Genomic DNA, 18,801 nt, shown 5'->3' on the forward strand with positions numbered 1-18,801 from the left:
GATTGCTACAGTTGCGTCATGAGCAACAACCCGCCGAAGGCGCCGAGATCCGCAAAGACCGCGGACTCCGGCGGGGGCGTCCAGTCGGTCGACCGGGCCGTGAGCGTCCTGGAGATCCTGGCCCGGCGCGGCGGCGCCGGCGTCAGTGAGGTGGCGGCGGACATCGGTGTGCACAAGTCGACCGCCTTCCGCCTCCTGGGAGCCCTCGAGGCGCGTGGGCTGGTCGAGCAGAACCAGGAACGCGGCAAGTACCACCTGGGGTTCGGCATCCTGCGGCTGGCCAGCGCCATCCCGGGCCGCCTCGACCTCGTCCGGCAGGCCCGACCCGTCCTCGACGAGCTGGCGGCCGACTTCGACGAGACCGTCAACCTCGCGGTCATCCGCTCGCACTACGTCGTGAACGTCGACCAGGCCCAGGGTTTCGCGGCCGTGGCGGCCCAGAACTGGCTGGGCCAGCTGACGCCGCTGCACGCCACCTCGAGCGGGAAGGTGCTGCTGGCCCACCTCGAACGCCACGAGCGGGACGCCCTGCTGGACGCGGCCGGCACCGAGCGCTTCACCGAGCACACCATCACCGACCGCACCGAGCTCGCGTCCGCGCTGGACCGCGCGCTCACCGACGGCCTCGCCACGACGGTCGAGGAGTACGAGGCGGGGCTGAACGCCATGGCGGTGCCGGTCTGCGACCACACGGGCACGGTGGTGGGAGCGATCAGCGTGTCCGGTCCGGCCTACCGTCTCGACGAGGCCCGGATGAAGGACCTCGCGCAGCGGCTCATCGACGGCGGTCGGCAGATCAGCGACCGGATGGGCCACCTCACCTGAGCGAACGGCCCACGTCGCGGGCGGTCTCATGCTCTTCCCGCCATGGCCTGGACGGGGCATGTCGGCCCGTCCCGGTTGGGGAACAGGGACGAGACCGGTCACCACGCTATCGACCTCTCCCGGAGTGAAACGAGACCAAAGTCCCCACTCCGCACGGACGGACATACCTCTCAGGGGCGTGGCGTCGAGCGGACGGCGTCCCCACCGACCTGCTGGTGCACCCAGTCGTGGAACTTGGCGATGTGGTGCTCACTCGGCACGAGCACGCCGCCGTCGCGGTAGAGGCGCGAACTCATCGACGGCTGGCACCGCTCGCAGGCGTCGAAGTCCTGCTGGTTGACCCGGTCGAAGAGCTGGACCGATGCCGTGAGGTCGACGCCGCTCTCGACGACCCCGGGCAGGAAGAGCCAGTCGCACTCGACGACGGTGCGGTCCGGCGCCAGGGGATACATGCGGTGGAAGATGACGTGGTCAGGGACGAGGTTGATGAAGACCTGCGGCTTGACCGTGACCGCGAAGTAGCGTCGGTCCTGCCCGTCATCGACCGTCGGGATCGCCTCGACGCCGGGGGAGCCGTCGATGGTGAAGCCCTGGATGTCCTCACCGAACTGCGCCCCGTGACCCACGAAGTACTGCGCCGCGTAGCCGTCCGCGAACTCGGGCAGGACCTCGGTCAGCTCGGGGTGGATGGTGGCGCAGTGGTAGCACTCCATGAAGTTCTCGACGATGAGCTTCCAGTTCGCCCCGACGTCGTAGCTGATCCGGCGGCCGACCCGCAGGTCCTCGACGCCGTAGCGCTCGAGGGCGCCGAGGTCGCCGAGCCGCTCGACGACCTCCTGCAGGACGGTCGACTCGAACGACGGCGGGTCGCTGGCCAGGCACACCCACACGTAGCCGAGCCACTCCCGCACGGCGATCGGCGCCAGGCCGTACTGGACCCGGTCGATGTCGGGCATCTTGGTGAGGTTCGGGGCGGCGATGAGCTTGCCGTCGAAGTCGTAGGTCCACGCGTGGTACGGGCACTGGAACGAGCGCTGGGCCTGCCCCGACTCCTCCGTGCACAGCCGGGCGCCCCGGTGCCGACAGACGTTGAAGTAGGCCCTCGGCTCGCCTCCGCGGTTGCGCGTCAGCAGCACGCTCTCGCGCCCGACGGTCACCGTCCTGAAGGACCCGGGGCCGGTCAGCTCGCTGGCACGGGCCGCACAGAACCACATCTTCTCGAAGATGTGCTCCTGCTCGGCCGCGAAGAACCCCGCGTCGGTGTAGTCCCTGCCGGGCAGGGTGGGGATGAGGCTCGCGGGCGTTTCGATGAGGGTCACGGACGCTCCTGGGAGGGGGACGACAGCTGCGGGTGGGTGACGACGGGACGCTGCAGAGCAGGTATGCCGGGCAGCTGGCGCCGCCACCGGCTGAACTGGCGCACCTGGTTCACGCCGAGGACGGCGACGAGCTCGCCCTCGGTGCGGTAGGTCGCGAGGAAGCTGCGCTCGGCGGGGTCGCCGATCTCGATCGTGACCGCCTCGGAGCCTTGAGCCGACCCGGCGAACTGGATGCAGGCGTCGTACTGGTCGGACCAGAAGTAGGGCGGGCGGGTGCTGGCGCCCGTGCTGCTTCCGGAGAGCAGGCTTGCCACCGCGACCTTGGGTCGCTCCAGCGCCTCGGTCCAGTGCTCCACGCGACGGCGGCGGCCCGATGCGCCCTCGAGCCACGCCGCGCAGTCGCCGACCGCGACGATGCCGGGCCGGTTGGTCAGGCCGCCGGCGTCGCAGAGGATGCCGTCGCCGAGCTCGAGGCCGGAGCCCTCGAGCCACTCGATGTTGGGCACTGCGCCGATCCCGATGAGGACGACGTCGGCAGGCAGCAGCCGACCGTCGGCGAGCTCCACGCCGTCGACCCGGCCGGTGCCAGTGAGCCGGCGCACCCCGGCCCCGCAGACCAGGGTGACGCCGTGGTCGGTGTGCAGCTGCGCGACCACCGACCCCATCTCGACGCCGAGGGGGCCGGAGAGCGGGGTGGGCATGGCCTCGACGACGGTGACCTCGAGGCCGAGTGACCGCGCGGTGGACGCCGTCTCGGCCCCGATGAACCCGGCGCCGACGACGACCAGTCGCCGTCCGGGGAGCAGCTCCTGTCGCAGGGCGAGGGCGTCGTCGAGGCTGCGGAGGGTGTGCACGCCGGCCAGGCCGGTCGCGTCGGCCACGCCGGCCGCGTCGGGGAGGGTCCTCGCACGGGCACCAGTCGCGACGACGATGCCGTCCGCTGTGAGCTCGGACCCGTCGGAGAGGGTCAGCGTGCGGGTGCCCGCGTCGAGGCTGGTGGCCCGCAGCCCGAGCAGCCACCGCGCGTCGAGGTCGTCGTCCTCGTCCTCGAGCGCCAGGTCGGCGACGTCCACACGGCCGGCGAGGAAGGCCTTGGACAACGGTGGCCGGTCATAGGGGCGGTGGGGCTCGTCACCGACGAGGACCAGCTCACCGGCGAACCCCTGGGCGCGCAGGGCGCGCGCCGCCGAGAGGCCGGCCAAGGAGGCGCCGACGACGACGACGCGCTGCATCAGCGGGGGCCTGCGCCGCGGGGGACGATCGCCTGGGCCCGACCCGTCGCCGCCAGGCCCGGCGGCAGGTTGGGCTCCTCGGTGGACAGCTCGACATAGATCTGGTCGCCGTCGACGACGACCCGGTGAGTGCGCACCGCACGCTTGGCTGGAGGGGCGTCCACCCGCCCGGTGCGCAGGTCGAACCTCGACGCGTGCAGGGGGCACTCGACCGCGCACCCCTCGAGCCAGCCGTCGGCCAGCGATGCGTCCTGGTGGGTGCAGGTGTCGTCGATGGCGAACAGCTCGCCCTCCTCGGTGTGGAACACGGCGATGGGAGGCGTGATGACGACCCGGAGCGCAGCACCGGGCAACAGTGCCGCAAGGGGGCAGACCAACAACATCTCAGGGATCACCTCGGTGCATATGACACAACTAGGAGCGCACTACGCAACAGGATCGGCCATGGCGGAGGGAGGTGTCAAGCGGACGCGTCACCCGTCTCGCGCTCGCGGCGGTGTCGGTGGCGGCCGGTGTCGGTCCCCGGTGCCACGGTGGGCCCATGGACCTCCTCATCGGGCTCGGCGGACTGGCTCTCGGCGTCATGCTGGCCACGCTCATCCTGCACTCGCGGTATGCCGTGCCGCTCGCCACCGCGACGGCGGAGCGCGACTTCCTGCGCGAGCGCGTCGTCGACCTCGAGGCCACGGTGAGTGCCGACTCGGAGACGGCCCAGATGATCGCGCCGCTGCGCTCGAGCCTCGAGCGGGTCGAGAGGCAGGTCCACGACCTCGAGCGGGAGCGGGTGGCCCAGTTCTCGACGGTGGCCGCCGAGCTGACCCGGGTGCGGTCCTCGACTGCCGAGCTGCGCTCCCAGACCGCGTCCCTGGTGGGGTCGCTCAACGCGTCCACGGTGCGGGGATCATGGGGTGAGGTGCAGCTGAGCCGGGTGCTCGAGCACTCGGGGATGCTCTCGCGGTGCGACTTTGACGAGCAGGTGAGCGCGACGACCGCCGACGGGGGCACCGTGCGGCCCGACGTCGTGGTCCACCTCCCCGGTGGCAAGGACCTCGTCATCGACGCCAAGGTCCCGATGACCGCCTTCCTCCGCGCGCAGGCGGACGGGCTGACCACCCAGGAGCGCGGCGACCAGCTGGTGGCCCATGCCAAAGCCCTGCGGTCGCACGTCGACGCCCTGGCGGCCAAGGCCTACTGGAGCGCGCTGCCGCTGACCCCCGAGATGGTGGTCTGCTTCGTTCCGGGCGACGCGATCCTCACCGCGGCCCTGGCCCACGACCCAGACCTGCACGAGCACGCGATGCGCCGGCGCGTCGTCCTCGCCTCGCCGGCCACGCTCCTGGCGCTGCTCCGCACGGTCGCGTTCACCTGGCAGCAGGAGGCGCTCGCGAGCAACGCCCGCGAGCTGCTCGAGGTGGGCCGCGAGCTCTACGAACGCCTCAGCGGGCTCGGGCAGCATGCCAGCCGGATGGGGTCAGCGCTGCAGCGCTCGGTCGAGGCCTACAATGGCTTCATCGGCTCCCTCGAAGCCCGGGTGCTGGTCACCGCCCGCCGGATGCACGAGCTCGGGGTCGTCGAGCGCCCGCTCGAGCCGCTCCACCCCGTGACGACGCCCAGCAGGCCCCTGACCGCGGTGGAGCTGCTCGAGGCCCTGGAGCCCGAGGTGGCGCGCCCTGAGCTCGATCTGGAGTCAACAGCCGACGAGCCGGCCACCCTGCGAGCCGAGCGTCAGGCCTGAACGAGCGCTGCTTCGGACAGTCGAGCCCTCTTGACCCGCCCCAGCCACTCCGCCACTCTGGTGCACACCACCCACTGTGTTGTGTCATACGCACCGTGTTGTGTCATACGCACCAAGGAGACGGCATGGCCCCGCGCCCGGCTTCTGGCCAGGAGTTCATCCTGACGCTGTCCTGCCCGGACACCCCCGGCCTCGTCTACGCCGTGAGCAGCTTCCTTGTCCAGCAGTCCGCCAACATCCGGCAGAGCCAGCAGTTCGACGACCCGCTGACCAGCCGGTTCTTCATGCGGGTGCAGTTCAGCCTCTCCGGCGGGGACCACGAGCGCCTGGGCGAGGCCTTCGCCCGGGTCGCCGACGCGTTCCAGATGGAGTGGCAGCTCGACGACGCCGCGACGCCCACCCGGGTGCTGCTGCTGGTCTCCCGGTTCGGCCACTGCCTCAACGACCTGCTCTTCCGGGCCAGCATCGGCGCCCTCAACGTCGAGGTCGCGGGCGTCATGTCCAACCACCGCGACTTCGAGGCCCTGACCGAGGCCCACGGCGTGCCGTTCCACCACGTGCCCGTGACGGCGGAGACCAAGGGCGAGTCCGAACGCCGTCTCCTCGAGCTGGTCGACGTGCTGTCCGTTGACCTCGTCGTCCTCGCGCGCTACATGCAGGTGCTGTCCAACGACCTCTGTCACAAGCTCGAGGGTCGGGCGATCAACATCCACCACTCGTTCCTGCCGAGCTTCAAGGGCGCCAAGCCGTACCACCAGGCCCACGCCCGTGGCGTCAAGCTGATCGGGGCGACGGCACACTACGTGACGCCGGACCTCGACGAGGGCCCGATCATCGAGCAGGACGTGGCCCGGTGCGAGCACTCCCTCTCCCCCGACGAGATGGTCGCTGCCGGGCGCGACGTCGAGGTCCAGGTCCTGGCCCGCGCACTGACCTGGCACACCGAGCGACGCGTGCTGCTCGACAACAACAGGACCATCATCTTCCGCTGAGACCGGGCCCTGAGACGGCTCCTGAGCGGCCGCTGAGGCCGCCCTCGGGCCCGTGGCGACGATCGGTCCCGAGCCTCTGGTAGACCTTCCGTCATGACCTCCGAGTTCGATCTGGCCATGGACCTGGCGCCCCGGACGGCGGGCGCAGGCTGCGCGTCATTCACCGGCCGCTTCACGCACGAGTGGATGATCGGCAACGCCGTCAACGGCGGTGTCGTCATGTCGCTGGCCACGACGGCCCTGCAGCGCCAGCTCGCCGGATCAGGCGGCCACCAGGACCTGCTCGCCTTCAGCGGCTACTTCCTCACCCCGTCGGCCCCGGGAGAGGTCGTCGTCGAGACCACAGTGCTGCGCAGCGGGCGCACCCTCTCGACCGGCCAGATGTCGGTGAGCCAGACGGGACCCGACGCCCAGCCCGTCGAACGGTTGCGTGCGCTCGCCAGCTTCGGCGATCTCGACGCGTCCGCCGAGGTCCTGCGGTCGGCCGCACCGCCCCTGATGGCTCCGCCGGAGCAGTGCCTCGCCACCGAGCAGCTGCCCCCGTCGTTCCTCAACGCCACGTCCCTGCTCGAGCGTCTCGACCTGCGCATCGACCCGGCTACGGCCGGCTGGGCCAGCGGGAAGCCGTCGGGCAAGGGCGAGATGCGCGGCTGGCTCCGGCTGAGGGATGGGCGCGCGCCCGACCCGACCGTGCTCCTCTTCGCCCTCGACGCCCTGCCACCGGTGGCATTCGACCTCGGCATCCTCGGGTGGGCACCCACCCTCGAGTTCACCGGGCACGTGCGGGGCCGGCCTGCGTCGGGGTGGCTCCAGGTGGCGCTCACGAGCGAGAACCTCACCCGGGGTCTGATGGAGGAGGACGCCCGGATCTGGGACAGCACCGGTCGGCTCGTCGCACAGTCACGGCAGCTCTGCGGCGTCCGGATCCCCGCCACCTCATAGCCGCCCGGCGGACCTCATTGCGAGTGAGGGGACCAAGGACCCGGGGACCTTCTCCCGCAGTGCCTAGGGTGGGCTCGACACGAGGATCCGTGAGCGGGAGGACATCGTCATGACGAGGCAGCGCTGGGCCGACCTGACGGGCCCTCGACGGGGCGTGCTCATTGCGGCCACCGTGGCCCAGGTGGGTCTCCAGGGAGCGACCCTCTGGGACCTGCACCGGCGCCCCGCCGACTTCGTCCGCGGTCCCAAGGCGATGTGGGCGGCCCTGTCATTCGTCAACTTCGCGGGTCCGTTGGCCTACGCCGTCCTCGGTCGACAGGGTGATCCCGCGTGCATCGAGCCGATCCTCTACGACCTCTCCTGACCCGGTGGCGGCCCGGCAGCGGTCCCCCGGCAGCCCGGCATACCCCGTCGTGGTCGGCCACTGCGGTGATCGCAACTAGGATCTTGGACCCGTGGCCCTCAGCATCGGAATCGTCGGACTGCCCAACGTCGGCAAGTCCACCCTCTTCAACGCCCTGACCAAGAACAATGTCCTCGCGGCGAACTATCCGTTCGCGACGATCGAGCCCAACATCGGGGTCGTCGCGCTGCCGGACAGCCGGCTCGCGACGCTCTCCGAGATCTTCGCCAGCGAGAAGATCCTCCCGGCGACGGTGTCATTCGTCGACATCGCGGGGATCGTCCGCGGCGCGTCGGTGGGGGAGGGGCTCGGCAACAAGTTCCTCGCCACGATCCGCGAGGCCGACGCGATCTGCCAGGTGATCCGGGCCTTCGAGGACGACGACGTCGTGCACGTCGATGGCAAGGTCTCGCCGGAGAGCGACATCGAGACGATCAACACCGAGCTGTGCCTGGCTGATCTGCAGACCCTCGAAAGGGCGATCCCAAGGCTGGAGAAGGACGCTCGCGTCCAGAAGGACAAGAAGGCCGCCCTCGACAATGCCCTGGCCGCGCAGCAGGTCCTCGAGGCCGGCGACACCCTGTATGCCGCGGGCGCGGCGGCAGGTGTCGATCTGGACCAGGCGCGCGGGCTGGGCCTGCTGACGACCAAGCCCTTCATCTACGTCTTCAACCTCGACGAGGACCAGCTGACCGACGCGGCCCTCAAGACCCGGTTGACCGAGCTCGTGGCCCCCGCCGACTGTGTCTTCCTGGACGCCAAGCTCGAGATGGACCTCGCCGAGCTCGACGCCGACGAGGCGCTCGAGCTGCTCCAGTCGGTCGGCGCGGAGGAGTCGGGGATGGACCAGCTGGCCCGGGTCGGGTTCCACACCCTGGGGCTGCAGACCTACCTCACCGCCGGGCCCAAGGAGACGCGCGCCTGGACGATCGGCAAGGGGTGGACCGCGCCGATGGCGGCGGGTGTCATCCACACCGACTTCCAGCGCGGCTTCATCAAGGCCGAGGTCGTCTCGTTCGACGACCTGGTCGCAGCCGGGTCGATGAGCGCGGCGAAGGCGGCCGGCAGGGTGCGCATCGAGGGCAAGGACTATGTGATGTCCGACGGCGACGTGGTCGAATTCCGCTTCAACGTGTGACGTGGGCGTGTGCCCGCAGGTCAAAGACCTGTGGTTCGTGGGGTGGCGCGGTATTGGCTCGCCGTTTCGAACATCAGACAGGCGGTCGCCTCCCGTGTTCGGTCCTCCGCGTTCGGTGATCAGGTGTTGAGGCAAAGTAGTGCCGAAGGTGGCAGAGCCCCGGCAGAGTGACGGCGTTGGATGCAGCCGATGAACTGTGGCTGGCGAACGGAGGGTGCCGCCAGCTCGGGGACACCGAAAAGCCCGGCCCCACCGGGGCCGGGCGCTGTGACGGTTAACGTACCTCAACGGGCCAGCCGTCCAAGTTTTCGATGCACCCTTTGACGTGGGGCTGCGATCCAACTTTCCCACTCGTCAACAAGGAGGCGGATCCCTTTGGCCTGATACCGGCCCAAAGGGACCATGTGGCATGGCCCGAACGGTTGACCCGTTCGCCTGCGCGTCGGCCGTCGACGGACCTATGGTCAGGGTTCCCCGAGCCGAGATCTGTCAGGTCCACCATGCCGCCGCCCACCCGCCGCACCACGGTCATCACCGCCCTGGTGGCCGTGGTCGTGATCGGTCTTCCCATGGGCAGCTGGGCGACCACCCGGATCCACCAAGAGCCGGCTCCCTCTCGCACCAGCGCCTCCTCGCCGCCACCGCCCACGGCCCCATTGCCTACGGCCCCATCACCCTCAGCCTCCGGGGCGGCCCTCGCGGCGCTGGCCCTACTCGAGGTCAAGGGCCGGGCGCCCCGGACCGGATACACCCGTGACGCCTTCGGGCAGGCCTGGCTCGACGTCGATCGCAACGGCTGCGACACCCGCAACGACGTCCTGCGGCGTGACCTCGTCGACCTCATCCTCAAGGCAGGCACCAACGGGTGCCTCGTCCTCCGCGGGACGCTCCATGACCCCTACACCGGCGCCACCATCGCGTTCCTGCGCGGCCCGACGAGCTCGACGGCCGTCCAGATCGACCACGTGGTCGCGCTCGCCGACGCCTGGCAGAAGGGCGCTCAGCAGTGGACGCCCCAACAGCGCGCCGCCTTCGCCAACGACCCTCTCAACCTCCTCGCCGTCGACGGCCCGGCCAACCTGCGCAAGGGCGACGGTGACGCGGCGACCTGGCTGCCGCCCGCCACGGCATACCGGTGCTCGTATGCCGCACGGCAGGTGGCCGTGAAGGCCACTCACCGGCTGTGGGTCACTGCGCCCGAGCGCGACGCTTTGGCGCGCCTGCTCGGCAGCTGCCCGGGGGAGCCGCTGCCGACCGCAGGGGCGTTCGTCCTCGGCGGTGGCTCCGAGGCGGCGGTCGACCCGCCGGCAGCGTCGGGTCCGACGACGACCTCGGCGCCGCCATCGAGCGCTCCAGTGCCCCTGATGCCCAAGCCGGCCAGTGGCGACGACCCCCGGTTCGCCACCTGCAGGGCCGCGAAGGCAGGGGGTTTCGGTCCGTATCGGCAGGGCAGCGACCCGGAGTACGGCTGGTACCGGGACGCCGACCGCGACGGCATCGTGTGCGAGTAGGTCCGGACCACACTGCTGCGCAGGAAATCGGTGCTAGAACGGCGGGGACACGGGCTCTTCGTTGCCCACATCCCCCGAAGGAGCGCGAGATGAGCGGTTCCGACTTCAGCTGCAGCATGGTCAGCACGCCCCGTCTGGCCATGAACGTCTGGACATCCGGCCCCGACGACGGGCGGCCCGTCCTGCTCGTCCACGGCAACCTGGTCACCGGTGGCTTCTGGAGGTACGTTGCCGAGCTGCTCCCCGACGACGTCCGCGTCATTGCTCCGGACCTGCGGGGCTTCGGCCGCACCGAGGCCAAGCCGATCGACTCGACCAGAGGTCTCGGCGACATGGTCGACGACGTGCACGGGCTCCTCCAGGTCCTCGGCCTCACGAGGCGCGAGGACCTCGTCGCCTCGGGATGGTCGATGGGCGGCGGAGTCCTCGAGCAGTACGTCCTGGACCACCCGGGAGACCTCGCGAGCATCGTCCTCGTCGCGCCGCTGTCGCCGTACGGCTTCGGCGGGACGAAAGGTCCTGACGGCGAGGCGTGTTCGGACGACTTCGCCGGGACCGGCGGGGGAGGCGCGGCGCCGGCGTTCGTCCAGCGACTCCGCGACAAGGACACGTCGGCCGACGACCCGAGCAGCAGCCCGCGCGTCATCCTCCGGACCTTCTTCGGGGCCGGCGCCAACGTGGCGAACGTCGACGAGGACTTCCTCGTCGACGAGTTCCTGCGGACCGTCGTCGGCGACGACTTCTACCCCGGCACGACGACGAGCTCGGCGAACTGGCCGAGCATCGCCCCGGGCGACCGTGGAGTTCTCAATGCCATGTCTCCCAAGCATTTCGATGCCTCGGGCATCGTCGACGTCGATGACAAACCAGCGATCACCTGGCTCCGTGCGGGCAAGGACCAGGTGATCTCCGACACGTCGATGTTCGACTTCGGCACCCTCGGCAGGCTCGGCGCCGTGCCCGGCTGGCCGGGCGACGACGTCCTGCCGCCGCAACCGATGAACGTCCAGATCCGCGCGGTGCTCGACCGGTATGCCGCGAACGGAGGAACAGTGTGCGAGGTCGGCCTCGAGGACATCGCCCACGGCATCCCGCTCGAGGCTCCGCAGGCTGTTGCCGACGCGATCGTGGCGCAGCTGGGTCGCTGACCCGGCTGACCCGGCTGACCCGGCTGACGGGACAAGCGTCTCACCACGTGGCCCACCGCCTAGCATGGGCGAGGTGTCTCAGGAGCCCGTCACCCCCCCAACCCTCGTCGGCCGCTCGTTCGTGCGGGAGCTCGACTTCACCCCACAGGAGTGGCGCCACCTCGTCGACCTCACGCGCGAGCTCAAGACGGCCCGGCGTGAGCGGCGCGAGGAGCAGCACCTCGTGGGGCGCACCATCGCGCTGATCTTCGAGAAGACCTCGACGCGCACCCGCTGCGCGTTCGAGGTGGCCGCCTATGACCAGGGTGCCCATGTCACCTACCTCGAGCCGACCGGCAGCCAGATCGGGCACAAGGAGTCGATCAAGGACACGGCGCGGGTGCTCGGCCGGTTCTATGACGGGATCGAGTACCGCGGTGACGCGCACTCCACCGTCGAGACCCTGGCGCAGTATGCCGGGGTGCCGGTCTTCAACGGCCTCACCGACGACTGGCACCCGACCCAGGCCCTCTGCGACGCCGTGACGATGCTCGAGCACTCGCCGAAGCCGGCCGCGGAGATCTCCTACGCCTACGTCGGCGACGCGCGCTTCAACATGGGCAACTCACTGCTCGCGCTCGGCGCACTGATGGGGATGGACGTGCGCATCGTGGCACCCCGGCCACTCTGGCCGCGCGAGGACGTGGTCGCCGCCGCACAGGAGGTGGCGGCCGTCACAGGTGCGCGGCTCACGGTCACCGACGACCTCGCGAGCGGGGTGGCGGGCGTCGACTTCGTGCACACCGACGTGTGGGTCTCGATGGGCGAGCCCAAGGAGGTCTGGGCGGCGCGGATCGCGCAGCTGCTGCCCTATCAGGTCAACGCCGCTCTCCTCGCCCTGACCGGGAACCCCGATGTGAAGTTCATGCACTGCCTCCCGGCCTACCACGACCTCGGGACCCAGATCGGGCGCGACGTGCACGCGGCACACGGTCTGGCGGCCCTCGAGGTCACCGACGAGGTCTTCGAGTCGGCCGCGTCGATCGTCTTCGACCAGGCCGAGAACCGGATGCACACCATCAAGGCCGTGCTCGTGGCGACCCTGGCGGGCTCGGGCTCCGGCTCTGGGCCGGGGGAGACGCGGCGCGCCGACGACTGATCCGCCCCCACGCGGCGCGCTGGATCAGCAGCGTGACGACGCCCGAGATCGTCATGCCGGCGATGTTGACGAGCAGCTGCAGGCCTGAGCCCTGGATCTCCTGCGGCACCCACACGGCCAGGGCCAGCGCGAGGTTGCCCGCTGCGGGGACGGTCGTGACGGAGATGAAGACACCGACCAGGGCCGAGGACTTGCCCGTCGTCATCGACAGGACACCCGCCATACCCGCGAGCAGCGCGACGACGAACGACCAGCGGTCGGGGTGCCAGATGAACCCGGTCATCGGGCGGTCCTGCGCCACCATCTCCGTGGTGACCCAGCCGGCCGCACGGGCCACGACTGCCAGCAGCCCGACGACGAGGATGGACAGGGCAAAGGTCCACACCAGGACGAACGCCGAGCGCCTGACGATCTCCCAGCGGCGCAGCACGATCCCGATGCAGATCGCCGCCACGAGGCTGAACTCCGGCCCGACGACCATCGCACCGATGACGAGGACCACGGAGTCGGTGACGACCGCGATCGACGCGAGCGCGACCGCGAGGCAGAGGAACACGTGGAAGGAGATGGACGGCCTGGCCGCCTCCCAGGCCTGCTCCTCGACGACGTGCCAGATGACGCCGTCGTCCGGGCTGCCGGGCGCGGCCCGCTCCGCCGCGCGGGCGGCCCGGGAGGGCGCGGCGTCGAGCTGACTGACGCTGATGGCACCGCGCTCGCCGATGCCGATGTCGGCGAGCGAAGAGAGCACCTCGGCCGCGCCCTCCCGGGCCACGTCGGCGAAGATCGCGTGCCCCTGCGGCTCGACCGCACCATCGCGGATGATGACGAGGTTGCAGACCCGGGGGTCCCCCCGCAGCAGGCGCTCGGTCACCTCGGTGAGGTCCGGTGGGACGGCGAGGCGCAGGGTGACGAGCACGGGACGACGCTACCCGGGCCGCGCCCCGGCTGGAGTGAGGTGCGGGTGCGGCGCGGGTTGGCGAACGCGTGGGAGGCGGGGGTGGACCGTCCCGATGTCAGAGGGCGAGGCCGACGAGGGATCCGATGCCGTAGGTGACGGCCATCGCCAGCGTCCCACCGATGACGTTGCGTGCCACCTGCCGGCCCGGGCCCATCCCGCCGAGGCGCGCGCTGATCACGCCGGTGAGGACCAGCGCGAAGATGACGGCGGCGCCGATGACCGGCACGTGCCAGTTGGGCGAGGAGATCAGGACGGCGAGCAGCGGCAGCAGGGCGCCGACGAAGAACGCCAGCGCCGATGCACCTGCCGCGTGCCACGGGCTGGTGAGGTTGTCCGGGTCGATCTGCAGCTCGACCTCCGCGTGCGCGCCCAGGGCGTCGTGCGCGGTGAGCTGCACGGCGACCTGGTGGGCCAGATCGGCGTCGAGGCCCTTGCCCGCGTAGATCGAGGTGAGCTCGCTCAGCTCCTCGTCGGGGGTCTCGGCCAGCTCGCGGCGCTCCTTCTCCAACAGGGCCTTCTCGGTGTCGCGCTGGGTGCTGACGGAGACGTACTCACCGACGCCCATGCTCAGGGCCCCCGCGACGAGCGCCGCGATGCCGGCGGTGAGGATCGGGGCCCGGGCGGTCGTGGCGCCCGCGACCCCGACGATGACGCCGGCCGTCGAGACGATGCCGTCATTGGCTCCGAGCACCGCGGCGCGCAGCCAGTTGAGCCGGGTGGTCGAGCCGCCATGGGGTTCGTCGTGGCTGGTCATCACGGTCCTCTCGATGGTCATGACGGGGTCTCGCTCTCGTGGAGGGCGCCGGTGCGCCGGGCGGTGTCGGCAATGCGGTGGGCGAGCTCGATGTCGAGCTGGGTCAGCCCGCCGGCGGAGTGCGTCGAGAGCGACCACCGGGTGGTGGTCCACCGCATGTCGATGTCGGGGTGATGCTGCATCTGCTCCGCGACGTCGGCCACGTCGCTGACGAGGGCGATCGCCGCGGGGAAGTCTGGTGACGTGTAGGCCGTGACCAGGCTCTCGCCCTCCTGGTGCCAGCCCTCGAGGTCGGCCACCTGGCGGGTGAGCTCCTCGGATGTGAGTAAACGTGACATGTTCCAATTCTCACCCGGCCCGGCCAACCTGTCATCCAAGGAAAGGCTTACCAAAGGGCAACCGAAGTGGGGGCCCGCCACCCGGCGTCTGGGAGGCTCGGGCCATGCCCGATGCCCATCCGACCCTCGTCGTCGGGGTCGCGCTCGTCGACGACCTGGGCCGCCCGACCCGCCTGCTCGGCGCGCGTCGGACCGCACCGGCGGAGCTGGCCGGCGGGTGGGAGCTGCCCGGTGGCAAGGTGGACCCCGGTGAGGAGACCCTCGACGCGCTCCACCGCGAGGCCCGGGAAGAGCTCGGGGTCGGCATCGAGGTCGGCGTCCACCTGGTGGGTCCGCACGCCGACGGCACCTGGCCGCTCGGCACCGACTACCGGATGCACGTCTGGCTCGCCGCGGTCAGCGACGGCGTCCCCCAGCCGCTGGAGGACCACGACGAGCTGCGCTGGCTCACCGCGGGAGACCTGTATGCCGTGCCCTGGCTCCCGGCGGACCTCCCCATCGTCCGGGCCGTGGGGGACCGGCTCGCCGACTGACCCCCAAGGTGACCCGGACACGAGGCCGGACGCCCGCACGCCCCCGGGGGATGGTCAGCGGCTGCCGGAAATCCTGAGAGAATCGTGACCATGCCTGTCAAGACCCGCGACGACATCCGGAATGTCGCCATCATCGCCCACGTCGACCACGGAAAGACGACCCTGGTCGACAAGATGCTCTGGCAGTCAGGTGCCTTCGGGGAGCACCAGCACGTCGACGAGCGGGCGATGGACTCCGGTGACCTCGAGCGCGAGAAGGGCATCACCATCCTCGCGAAGAACACTGCCGTGCACTACACCGGCAAGGCGGCCCTCGACATGGGCCTGGCCGACGGCGTGACGATCAACATCATCGACACCCCCGGCCACGCTGACTTCGGGGGCGAGGTCGAGCGCGGCCTGTCCATGGTCGACGGCGTCGTCCTGCTCGTCGACGCGTCCGAGGGGCCTCTCCCCCAGACCCGCTTCGTCCTGCGCAAGGCGCTCGCCGCCAAGATGCCCGTCATCCTCTGCATCAACAAGGTGGACCGTCCCGACTCGCGCATCGCCGAGGTCGTCGACGAGGCCTATGAGCTCTTCCTCGACCTCGACGCGACCGCGGAGCAGATCGACTTCCCCATCGTCTACGCCTCGGCACGGGCCGGCCGGGCCTCGCTCGAGCGGCCCGAGAACGGCGTCATGCCCGAGGGCGAGGACCTCGAGACCCTCTTCGCGACGATCCTGGGCACCATCCCGGCGCCGTCCTACGACGAGGACGCCCCGCTGCAGGCCCACGTGACGAACCTCGACTCGTCGAACTTCCTTGGTCGCCTCGCGCTCCTGCGCGTCCGCAACGGCACGATCTCCAAGGGCCAGCAGGTCATGTGGTGCCGCCACGACGGCTCGCAGCAGCGGGTCAAGATCACCGAGCTGCTGATGACCGAGGCCCTCGAGCGCAAGCCGGCCGACAGTGCGGGCCCCGGCGACATCATCGCCGTCGCAGGCATCCCCGAGATCACCATCGGTGAGACCCTCGCCGACGCCGAGAACCCCATTCCGCTCCCGTTGATCACCGTCGACGAGCCGGCCATCTCGATGACCTTCGGCACGAACAGCAGCCCCATGGTCGGCCGGGTGCGCGGCTCGAAGGTGACCGCCCGCATGGTCAAGGACCGCCTCGACAAGGAGCTGGTCGGCAACGTCTCGCTGCGCATCCTGCCCACCGAGCGCCCCGACACCTGGGAGGTGCAGGGCCGCGGTGAGCTGGCCCTGGCGATCCTCGTCGAGCAGATGCGCCGGGAGGGCTACGAGCTGACGGTCGGCAAGCCCCAGGTGGTCACCCGCGAGGTCGACGGCAAGATCCATGAGCCTGTCGAGCGGCTGACCATCGACACCCCCGAGGAGTTCCTCGGCGCGATCACCCAGATCCTCGCCGCCCGCAAGGGCCGGATGGAGCAGATGACCAACCACGGCACTGGCTGGATCCGGATGGAGTTCCTCGTGCCCTCGCGCGGCCTCATCGGCTTCCGCACCGAGTTCCTCACCGAGACCCGCGGTACCGGCATCGCCCACCACGTCTTCGAGGGCTACGAGCCGTGGTACGGCGCCATCACGACCCGGACCAGCGGCTCCCTCGTGTCCGACCGCACCGGGGTGGTCACCGCCTACGCGATGGTCAACCTCCAGGAGCGCGGCGCGCTCTTCACCGAGCCGACGACGGAGGTCTACGAGGGCATGATCGTCGGCGAGAACTCGCGCGCCGACGACATGGACGTCAACATCACCAAGGAGAAGAAGCTCACCAACGTGCGGGCCTCGTCCTCCGACAACTTCGAGAAGATCGTGCCGCCGCGCAAGCTGAGCCTCGAGCAGTCGCTCGAGTTCTGCCGCGAGGACGAGTGCGTCGAGGTCACTCCCGACGCCGTCCGGATCCGCAAGGTCGTCCTCGACGGGAGCGACCGGGCTCGGACCGCATCCCGTGCCCGGTCGGCCGTGAAGTCCGAGGCCGCCGCCAGCTCCTGACGCGAGACGTCCACGGCGGCGGGCTCCCGGCATACTGGCTCCCGGCACAGTGCGGTCTCGCCGCCGCGGAGACGACCCGAAGGAGCCCAGGTGTGGTGACGATGGTCTCGCGCCGGGGGCGACGAGTGGCCCTGGCAGCAGCGGTGGTCACGCTGCTGCTCGCGGCCTGCACGACCAGGCAGGCGCCGACCGACAGCCCCGGGAGCGCGCGGGGCGGCACGCTGGGCGTGCTGCTCGACAGCCCCGTCGCGCACTGGGACCCCCAACGGATGGACGCCGGTCCGGAGAGCCAGTTCGCCGTCCGGACCTTCCTGCGCACCCTGACGACCCAGGCGCCGGCGGGGGTCGGCTTCTCGCCCGGACTCGTCGCCGACCTCGCGACGAACACCGGCACCGAGACCGACGGCGGCAAGACGTGGAAGTTCACCATCGTCGACGACGCGAAGTGGCAGGACGGCCGGTCCGTCACCTGTGAGGACGTCAGGTACGGCGTCTCGCGCAACTTCGCCCGAGACGTGATCACCGGTGGCCCGCCCTGGGCGATGGCGCTGCTGGACGTCCCGCTCGTCAAGGACGCGGCGGGCCTCGACGTGCCGGCGTATGCCGGTCCCTACCTCCGCACCGGGCAGGCGCTCTTCGACCAGGCCGTCAGCTGCGCCGGTCAGCAGATCACCTTCCGGCTCAAGGTGGCGGTCCACGACTTCGACCAGACCGTGTCGCTCCCGGCCTTCGCCCCCGTCCGCAAGGACCAGGACAAGGGCGACGCGAGCACCTTCTCCGTCTTCTCGTGCGGGCCCTACATGCTCGAAGGGGTGTGGGAGCCGGGCCGGGGCGGACGCTTCGTCCGCAACCGCAACTGGGTGGCCCTCGAGGACCCGATCCGGCTGGCCTTCCCCGAGGTCATCGACGTCCGGGAGGGCCTCGCGACCACGACGGCGATCCAGCGGATCATCGACGACAGAGGGGGCGACCGGCGTGCCGTCACCCTTGCCGATGCGCCACCCGCGCTGCAGACGGAGCTGCTCGGCAACCAGGAGCTGCGGACCCGGGTCACCAACCCCGACGCGCCGACGGTGGAGTACCTCGCGCCCAACGTCAGGAGCCCGGTGATGTCCAACCCTGCGGTGCGTCAGGCGTTCGCCATGGCGACGAACCGCGACGCCTTCGCCGCGGCATACGGTGGGCTGTCGGCGATGACCCCGACGTATGCCGTGATGGCCCGCAACCTGCCGGGGCACAAGGAGTTCAACCCGTACGGGGTGCCGACGTCCGGGGACGTTGCCGCAGCGCGCGCCGTCCTGACCAGGGCCGGGGTCGCGCTCCCGGTGCCCGTGCGCCTGGCCTACCGCACGTCCGCCATGGCCGATGCGGCGTTCACCGCGCTCAAGGCGACGTGGGACCAGGCCGGCTTCGCGGTGACGCTCACCCCGATCGGCGCCGACGGTTACCGCGGGGCGATCTCGGCCCCCGAGGCGGCCACAAGGTACGACGTCGTGCGGGCGAGCCTGAGCGCCGACTGGCCGTCGGGGTCGAGCGTCCTGGCGCCTCACTTCGACGGACGGGTCAACATCACGCCCGCCGGGCCTGGTCAGGACTACGGCTACTTCGACGACGCGGCGGTCAACCAGGCCATCGACGCGGCCAACGGCGTCGTCGACCCCGCCACCCGCAGCAGCCGCTGGGGGGACATCGACGAGATGATCGCCAAGGCCGGAGGCCACATCGCGCTCGGCCAGCAGAAGTACGTCCTGGTCCACGGCTCCGGTGTCGTCGGCTACCAGGACAACCTCCTGCTCGGCGGGCACGTCGACCTCGCGACGACGCGGGTGGCGAA

General features: G+C 70.6%; 18 protein-coding genes. 12 read left to right on the forward strand and 6 right to left on the reverse strand.

Features of this window, described 5'->3' with window-relative positions; all coding sequences use genetic code 11:
- Window positions 1-18: 18 nt before the first annotated feature.
- Window positions 19-825 (forward strand): IclR family transcriptional regulator, encoded by an 807-nt coding sequence (locus tag ACLL9L_RS10760; protein WP_411284649.1) that lies wholly within the window; start codon window positions 19-21, stop codon window positions 823-825.
- A 170-nt stretch (window positions 826-995) separates the two neighbouring features.
- Here the strand turns inward: ACLL9L_RS10760 and ACLL9L_RS10765 are convergent, their stop codons facing one another.
- The 3 genes from ACLL9L_RS10765 to ACLL9L_RS10775 are packed head-to-tail and all read right to left on the reverse strand — an operon-like array spanning window position 996 to window position 3,759.
- Window positions 996-2,144, reverse strand: a complete 1,149-nt coding sequence (locus ACLL9L_RS10765; RefSeq protein ID WP_411284650.1) for an aromatic ring-hydroxylating oxygenase subunit alpha — start codon at window positions 2,142-2,144, stop codon at window positions 996-998.
- Window positions 2,141-3,376 (reverse strand): NAD(P)/FAD-dependent oxidoreductase, encoded by a 1,236-nt coding sequence (locus ACLL9L_RS10770; RefSeq protein WP_411284651.1) that lies wholly within the window; start codon window positions 3,374-3,376, stop codon window positions 2,141-2,143. The genes ACLL9L_RS10765 and ACLL9L_RS10770 overlap by 4 nt, the downstream gene beginning before the upstream one ends.
- Window positions 3,376-3,759, reverse strand: a complete 384-nt coding sequence (locus tag ACLL9L_RS10775) for a bifunctional 3-phenylpropionate/cinnamic acid dioxygenase ferredoxin subunit (protein WP_411284652.1) — start codon at window positions 3,757-3,759, stop codon at window positions 3,376-3,378. The genes ACLL9L_RS10770 and ACLL9L_RS10775 overlap by 1 nt, the downstream gene beginning before the upstream one ends.
- Before the next feature lie 158 nt (window positions 3,760-3,917).
- On the opposite strand from ACLL9L_RS10775, the gene ACLL9L_RS10780 reads away from it, so the two are divergent.
- From ACLL9L_RS10780 to argF, 8 genes are all read left to right on the forward strand, one after another.
- On the forward strand, window positions 3,918-5,111 hold the full coding sequence (locus ACLL9L_RS10780) for a DNA recombination protein RmuC (protein WP_411284653.1): 1,194 nt from the start codon (window positions 3,918-3,920) through the stop codon (window positions 5,109-5,111).
- Between the two features lie 125 nt (window positions 5,112-5,236).
- Window positions 5,237-6,103 (forward strand): formyltetrahydrofolate deformylase, encoded by an 867-nt coding sequence (gene purU / locus ACLL9L_RS10785; protein WP_411284654.1) that lies wholly within the window; start codon window positions 5,237-5,239, stop codon window positions 6,101-6,103.
- Window positions 6,104-6,196: 93 nt separating this feature from the next.
- A complete protein-coding gene (locus ACLL9L_RS10790; protein ID WP_411284655.1) occupies window positions 6,197-7,045 on the forward strand; it encodes a thioesterase family protein in 849 nt (282 codons plus the stop codon).
- Between the two features lie 109 nt (window positions 7,046-7,154).
- Window positions 7,155-7,409: a hypothetical protein gene (locus ACLL9L_RS10795; RefSeq protein ID WP_411284656.1), complete on the forward strand. Its 255-nt coding sequence runs from the start codon at window positions 7,155-7,157 to the stop codon at window positions 7,407-7,409.
- Window positions 7,410-7,500: 91 nt separating this feature from the next.
- Entirely contained in the window at window positions 7,501-8,586 is a 1,086-nt protein-coding gene (gene ychF / locus ACLL9L_RS10800; protein ID WP_411284657.1) for a redox-regulated ATPase YchF, read from the forward strand.
- Between the two features lie 500 nt (window positions 8,587-9,086).
- Window positions 9,087-10,097 (forward strand): DUF1524 domain-containing protein, encoded by a 1,011-nt coding sequence (locus ACLL9L_RS10805; protein ID WP_411284658.1) that lies wholly within the window; start codon window positions 9,087-9,089, stop codon window positions 10,095-10,097.
- Between the two features lie 89 nt (window positions 10,098-10,186).
- Entirely contained in the window at window positions 10,187-11,245 is a 1,059-nt protein-coding gene (locus ACLL9L_RS10810) for an alpha/beta fold hydrolase (RefSeq protein WP_411284659.1), read from the forward strand.
- A gap of 73 nt (window positions 11,246-11,318) precedes the next feature.
- Complete coding sequence (gene argF / locus ACLL9L_RS10815; RefSeq protein WP_411284660.1) at window positions 11,319-12,383, forward strand: ornithine carbamoyltransferase; 1,065 nt, start codon at window positions 11,319-11,321, stop codon at window positions 12,381-12,383.
- Here argF and ACLL9L_RS10820 read toward each other — a convergent pair.
- From ACLL9L_RS10820 to ACLL9L_RS10830, 3 genes are all read right to left on the reverse strand, one after another.
- Window positions 12,304-13,299 carry a DUF389 domain-containing protein gene (locus ACLL9L_RS10820; protein WP_411284661.1) on the reverse strand — a complete coding sequence of 332 codons (996 nt, stop codon included), beginning with the start codon at window positions 13,297-13,299 and terminating at the stop codon, window positions 12,304-12,306. The two genes, argF and ACLL9L_RS10820, sit on opposite strands and share 80 nt — an antisense overlap.
- 97 nt (window positions 13,300-13,396) lie before the next feature.
- Window positions 13,397-14,116 carry a VIT family protein gene (locus ACLL9L_RS10825; protein ID WP_411284662.1) on the reverse strand — a complete coding sequence of 240 codons (720 nt, stop codon included), beginning with the start codon at window positions 14,114-14,116 and terminating at the stop codon, window positions 13,397-13,399.
- Window positions 14,113-14,433 carry a 4a-hydroxytetrahydrobiopterin dehydratase gene (locus tag ACLL9L_RS10830; protein WP_411284663.1) on the reverse strand — a complete coding sequence of 107 codons (321 nt, stop codon included), beginning with the start codon at window positions 14,431-14,433 and terminating at the stop codon, window positions 14,113-14,115. Before ACLL9L_RS10830 ends, ACLL9L_RS10825 begins: the two co-directional genes overlap by 4 nt.
- Window positions 14,434-14,537: 104 nt before the next feature.
- On the opposite strand from ACLL9L_RS10830, the gene ACLL9L_RS10835 reads away from it, so the two are divergent.
- From ACLL9L_RS10835 to ACLL9L_RS10845, 3 genes are all read left to right on the forward strand, one after another.
- A complete protein-coding gene (locus ACLL9L_RS10835; protein WP_411284664.1) occupies window positions 14,538-14,966 on the forward strand; it encodes a (deoxy)nucleoside triphosphate pyrophosphohydrolase in 429 nt (142 codons plus the stop codon).
- A 90-nt stretch (window positions 14,967-15,056) separates the two neighbouring features.
- Window positions 15,057-16,967 carry a translational GTPase TypA gene (gene typA, locus ACLL9L_RS10840; RefSeq protein ID WP_411284665.1) on the forward strand — a complete coding sequence of 637 codons (1,911 nt, stop codon included), beginning with the start codon at window positions 15,057-15,059 and terminating at the stop codon, window positions 16,965-16,967.
- Window positions 16,968-17,068: 101 nt separating this feature from the next.
- Window positions 17,069-18,801: ABC transporter substrate-binding protein (locus tag ACLL9L_RS10845; protein ID WP_411284669.1), on the forward strand; the 1,733-nt coding region annotated here is incomplete at its 3' end.

This window comes from Lapillicoccus sp. (genome assembly GCF_046595215.1).
Taxonomy (GTDB): domain Bacteria; phylum Actinomycetota; class Actinomycetes; order Actinomycetales; family Dermatophilaceae; genus Lapillicoccus.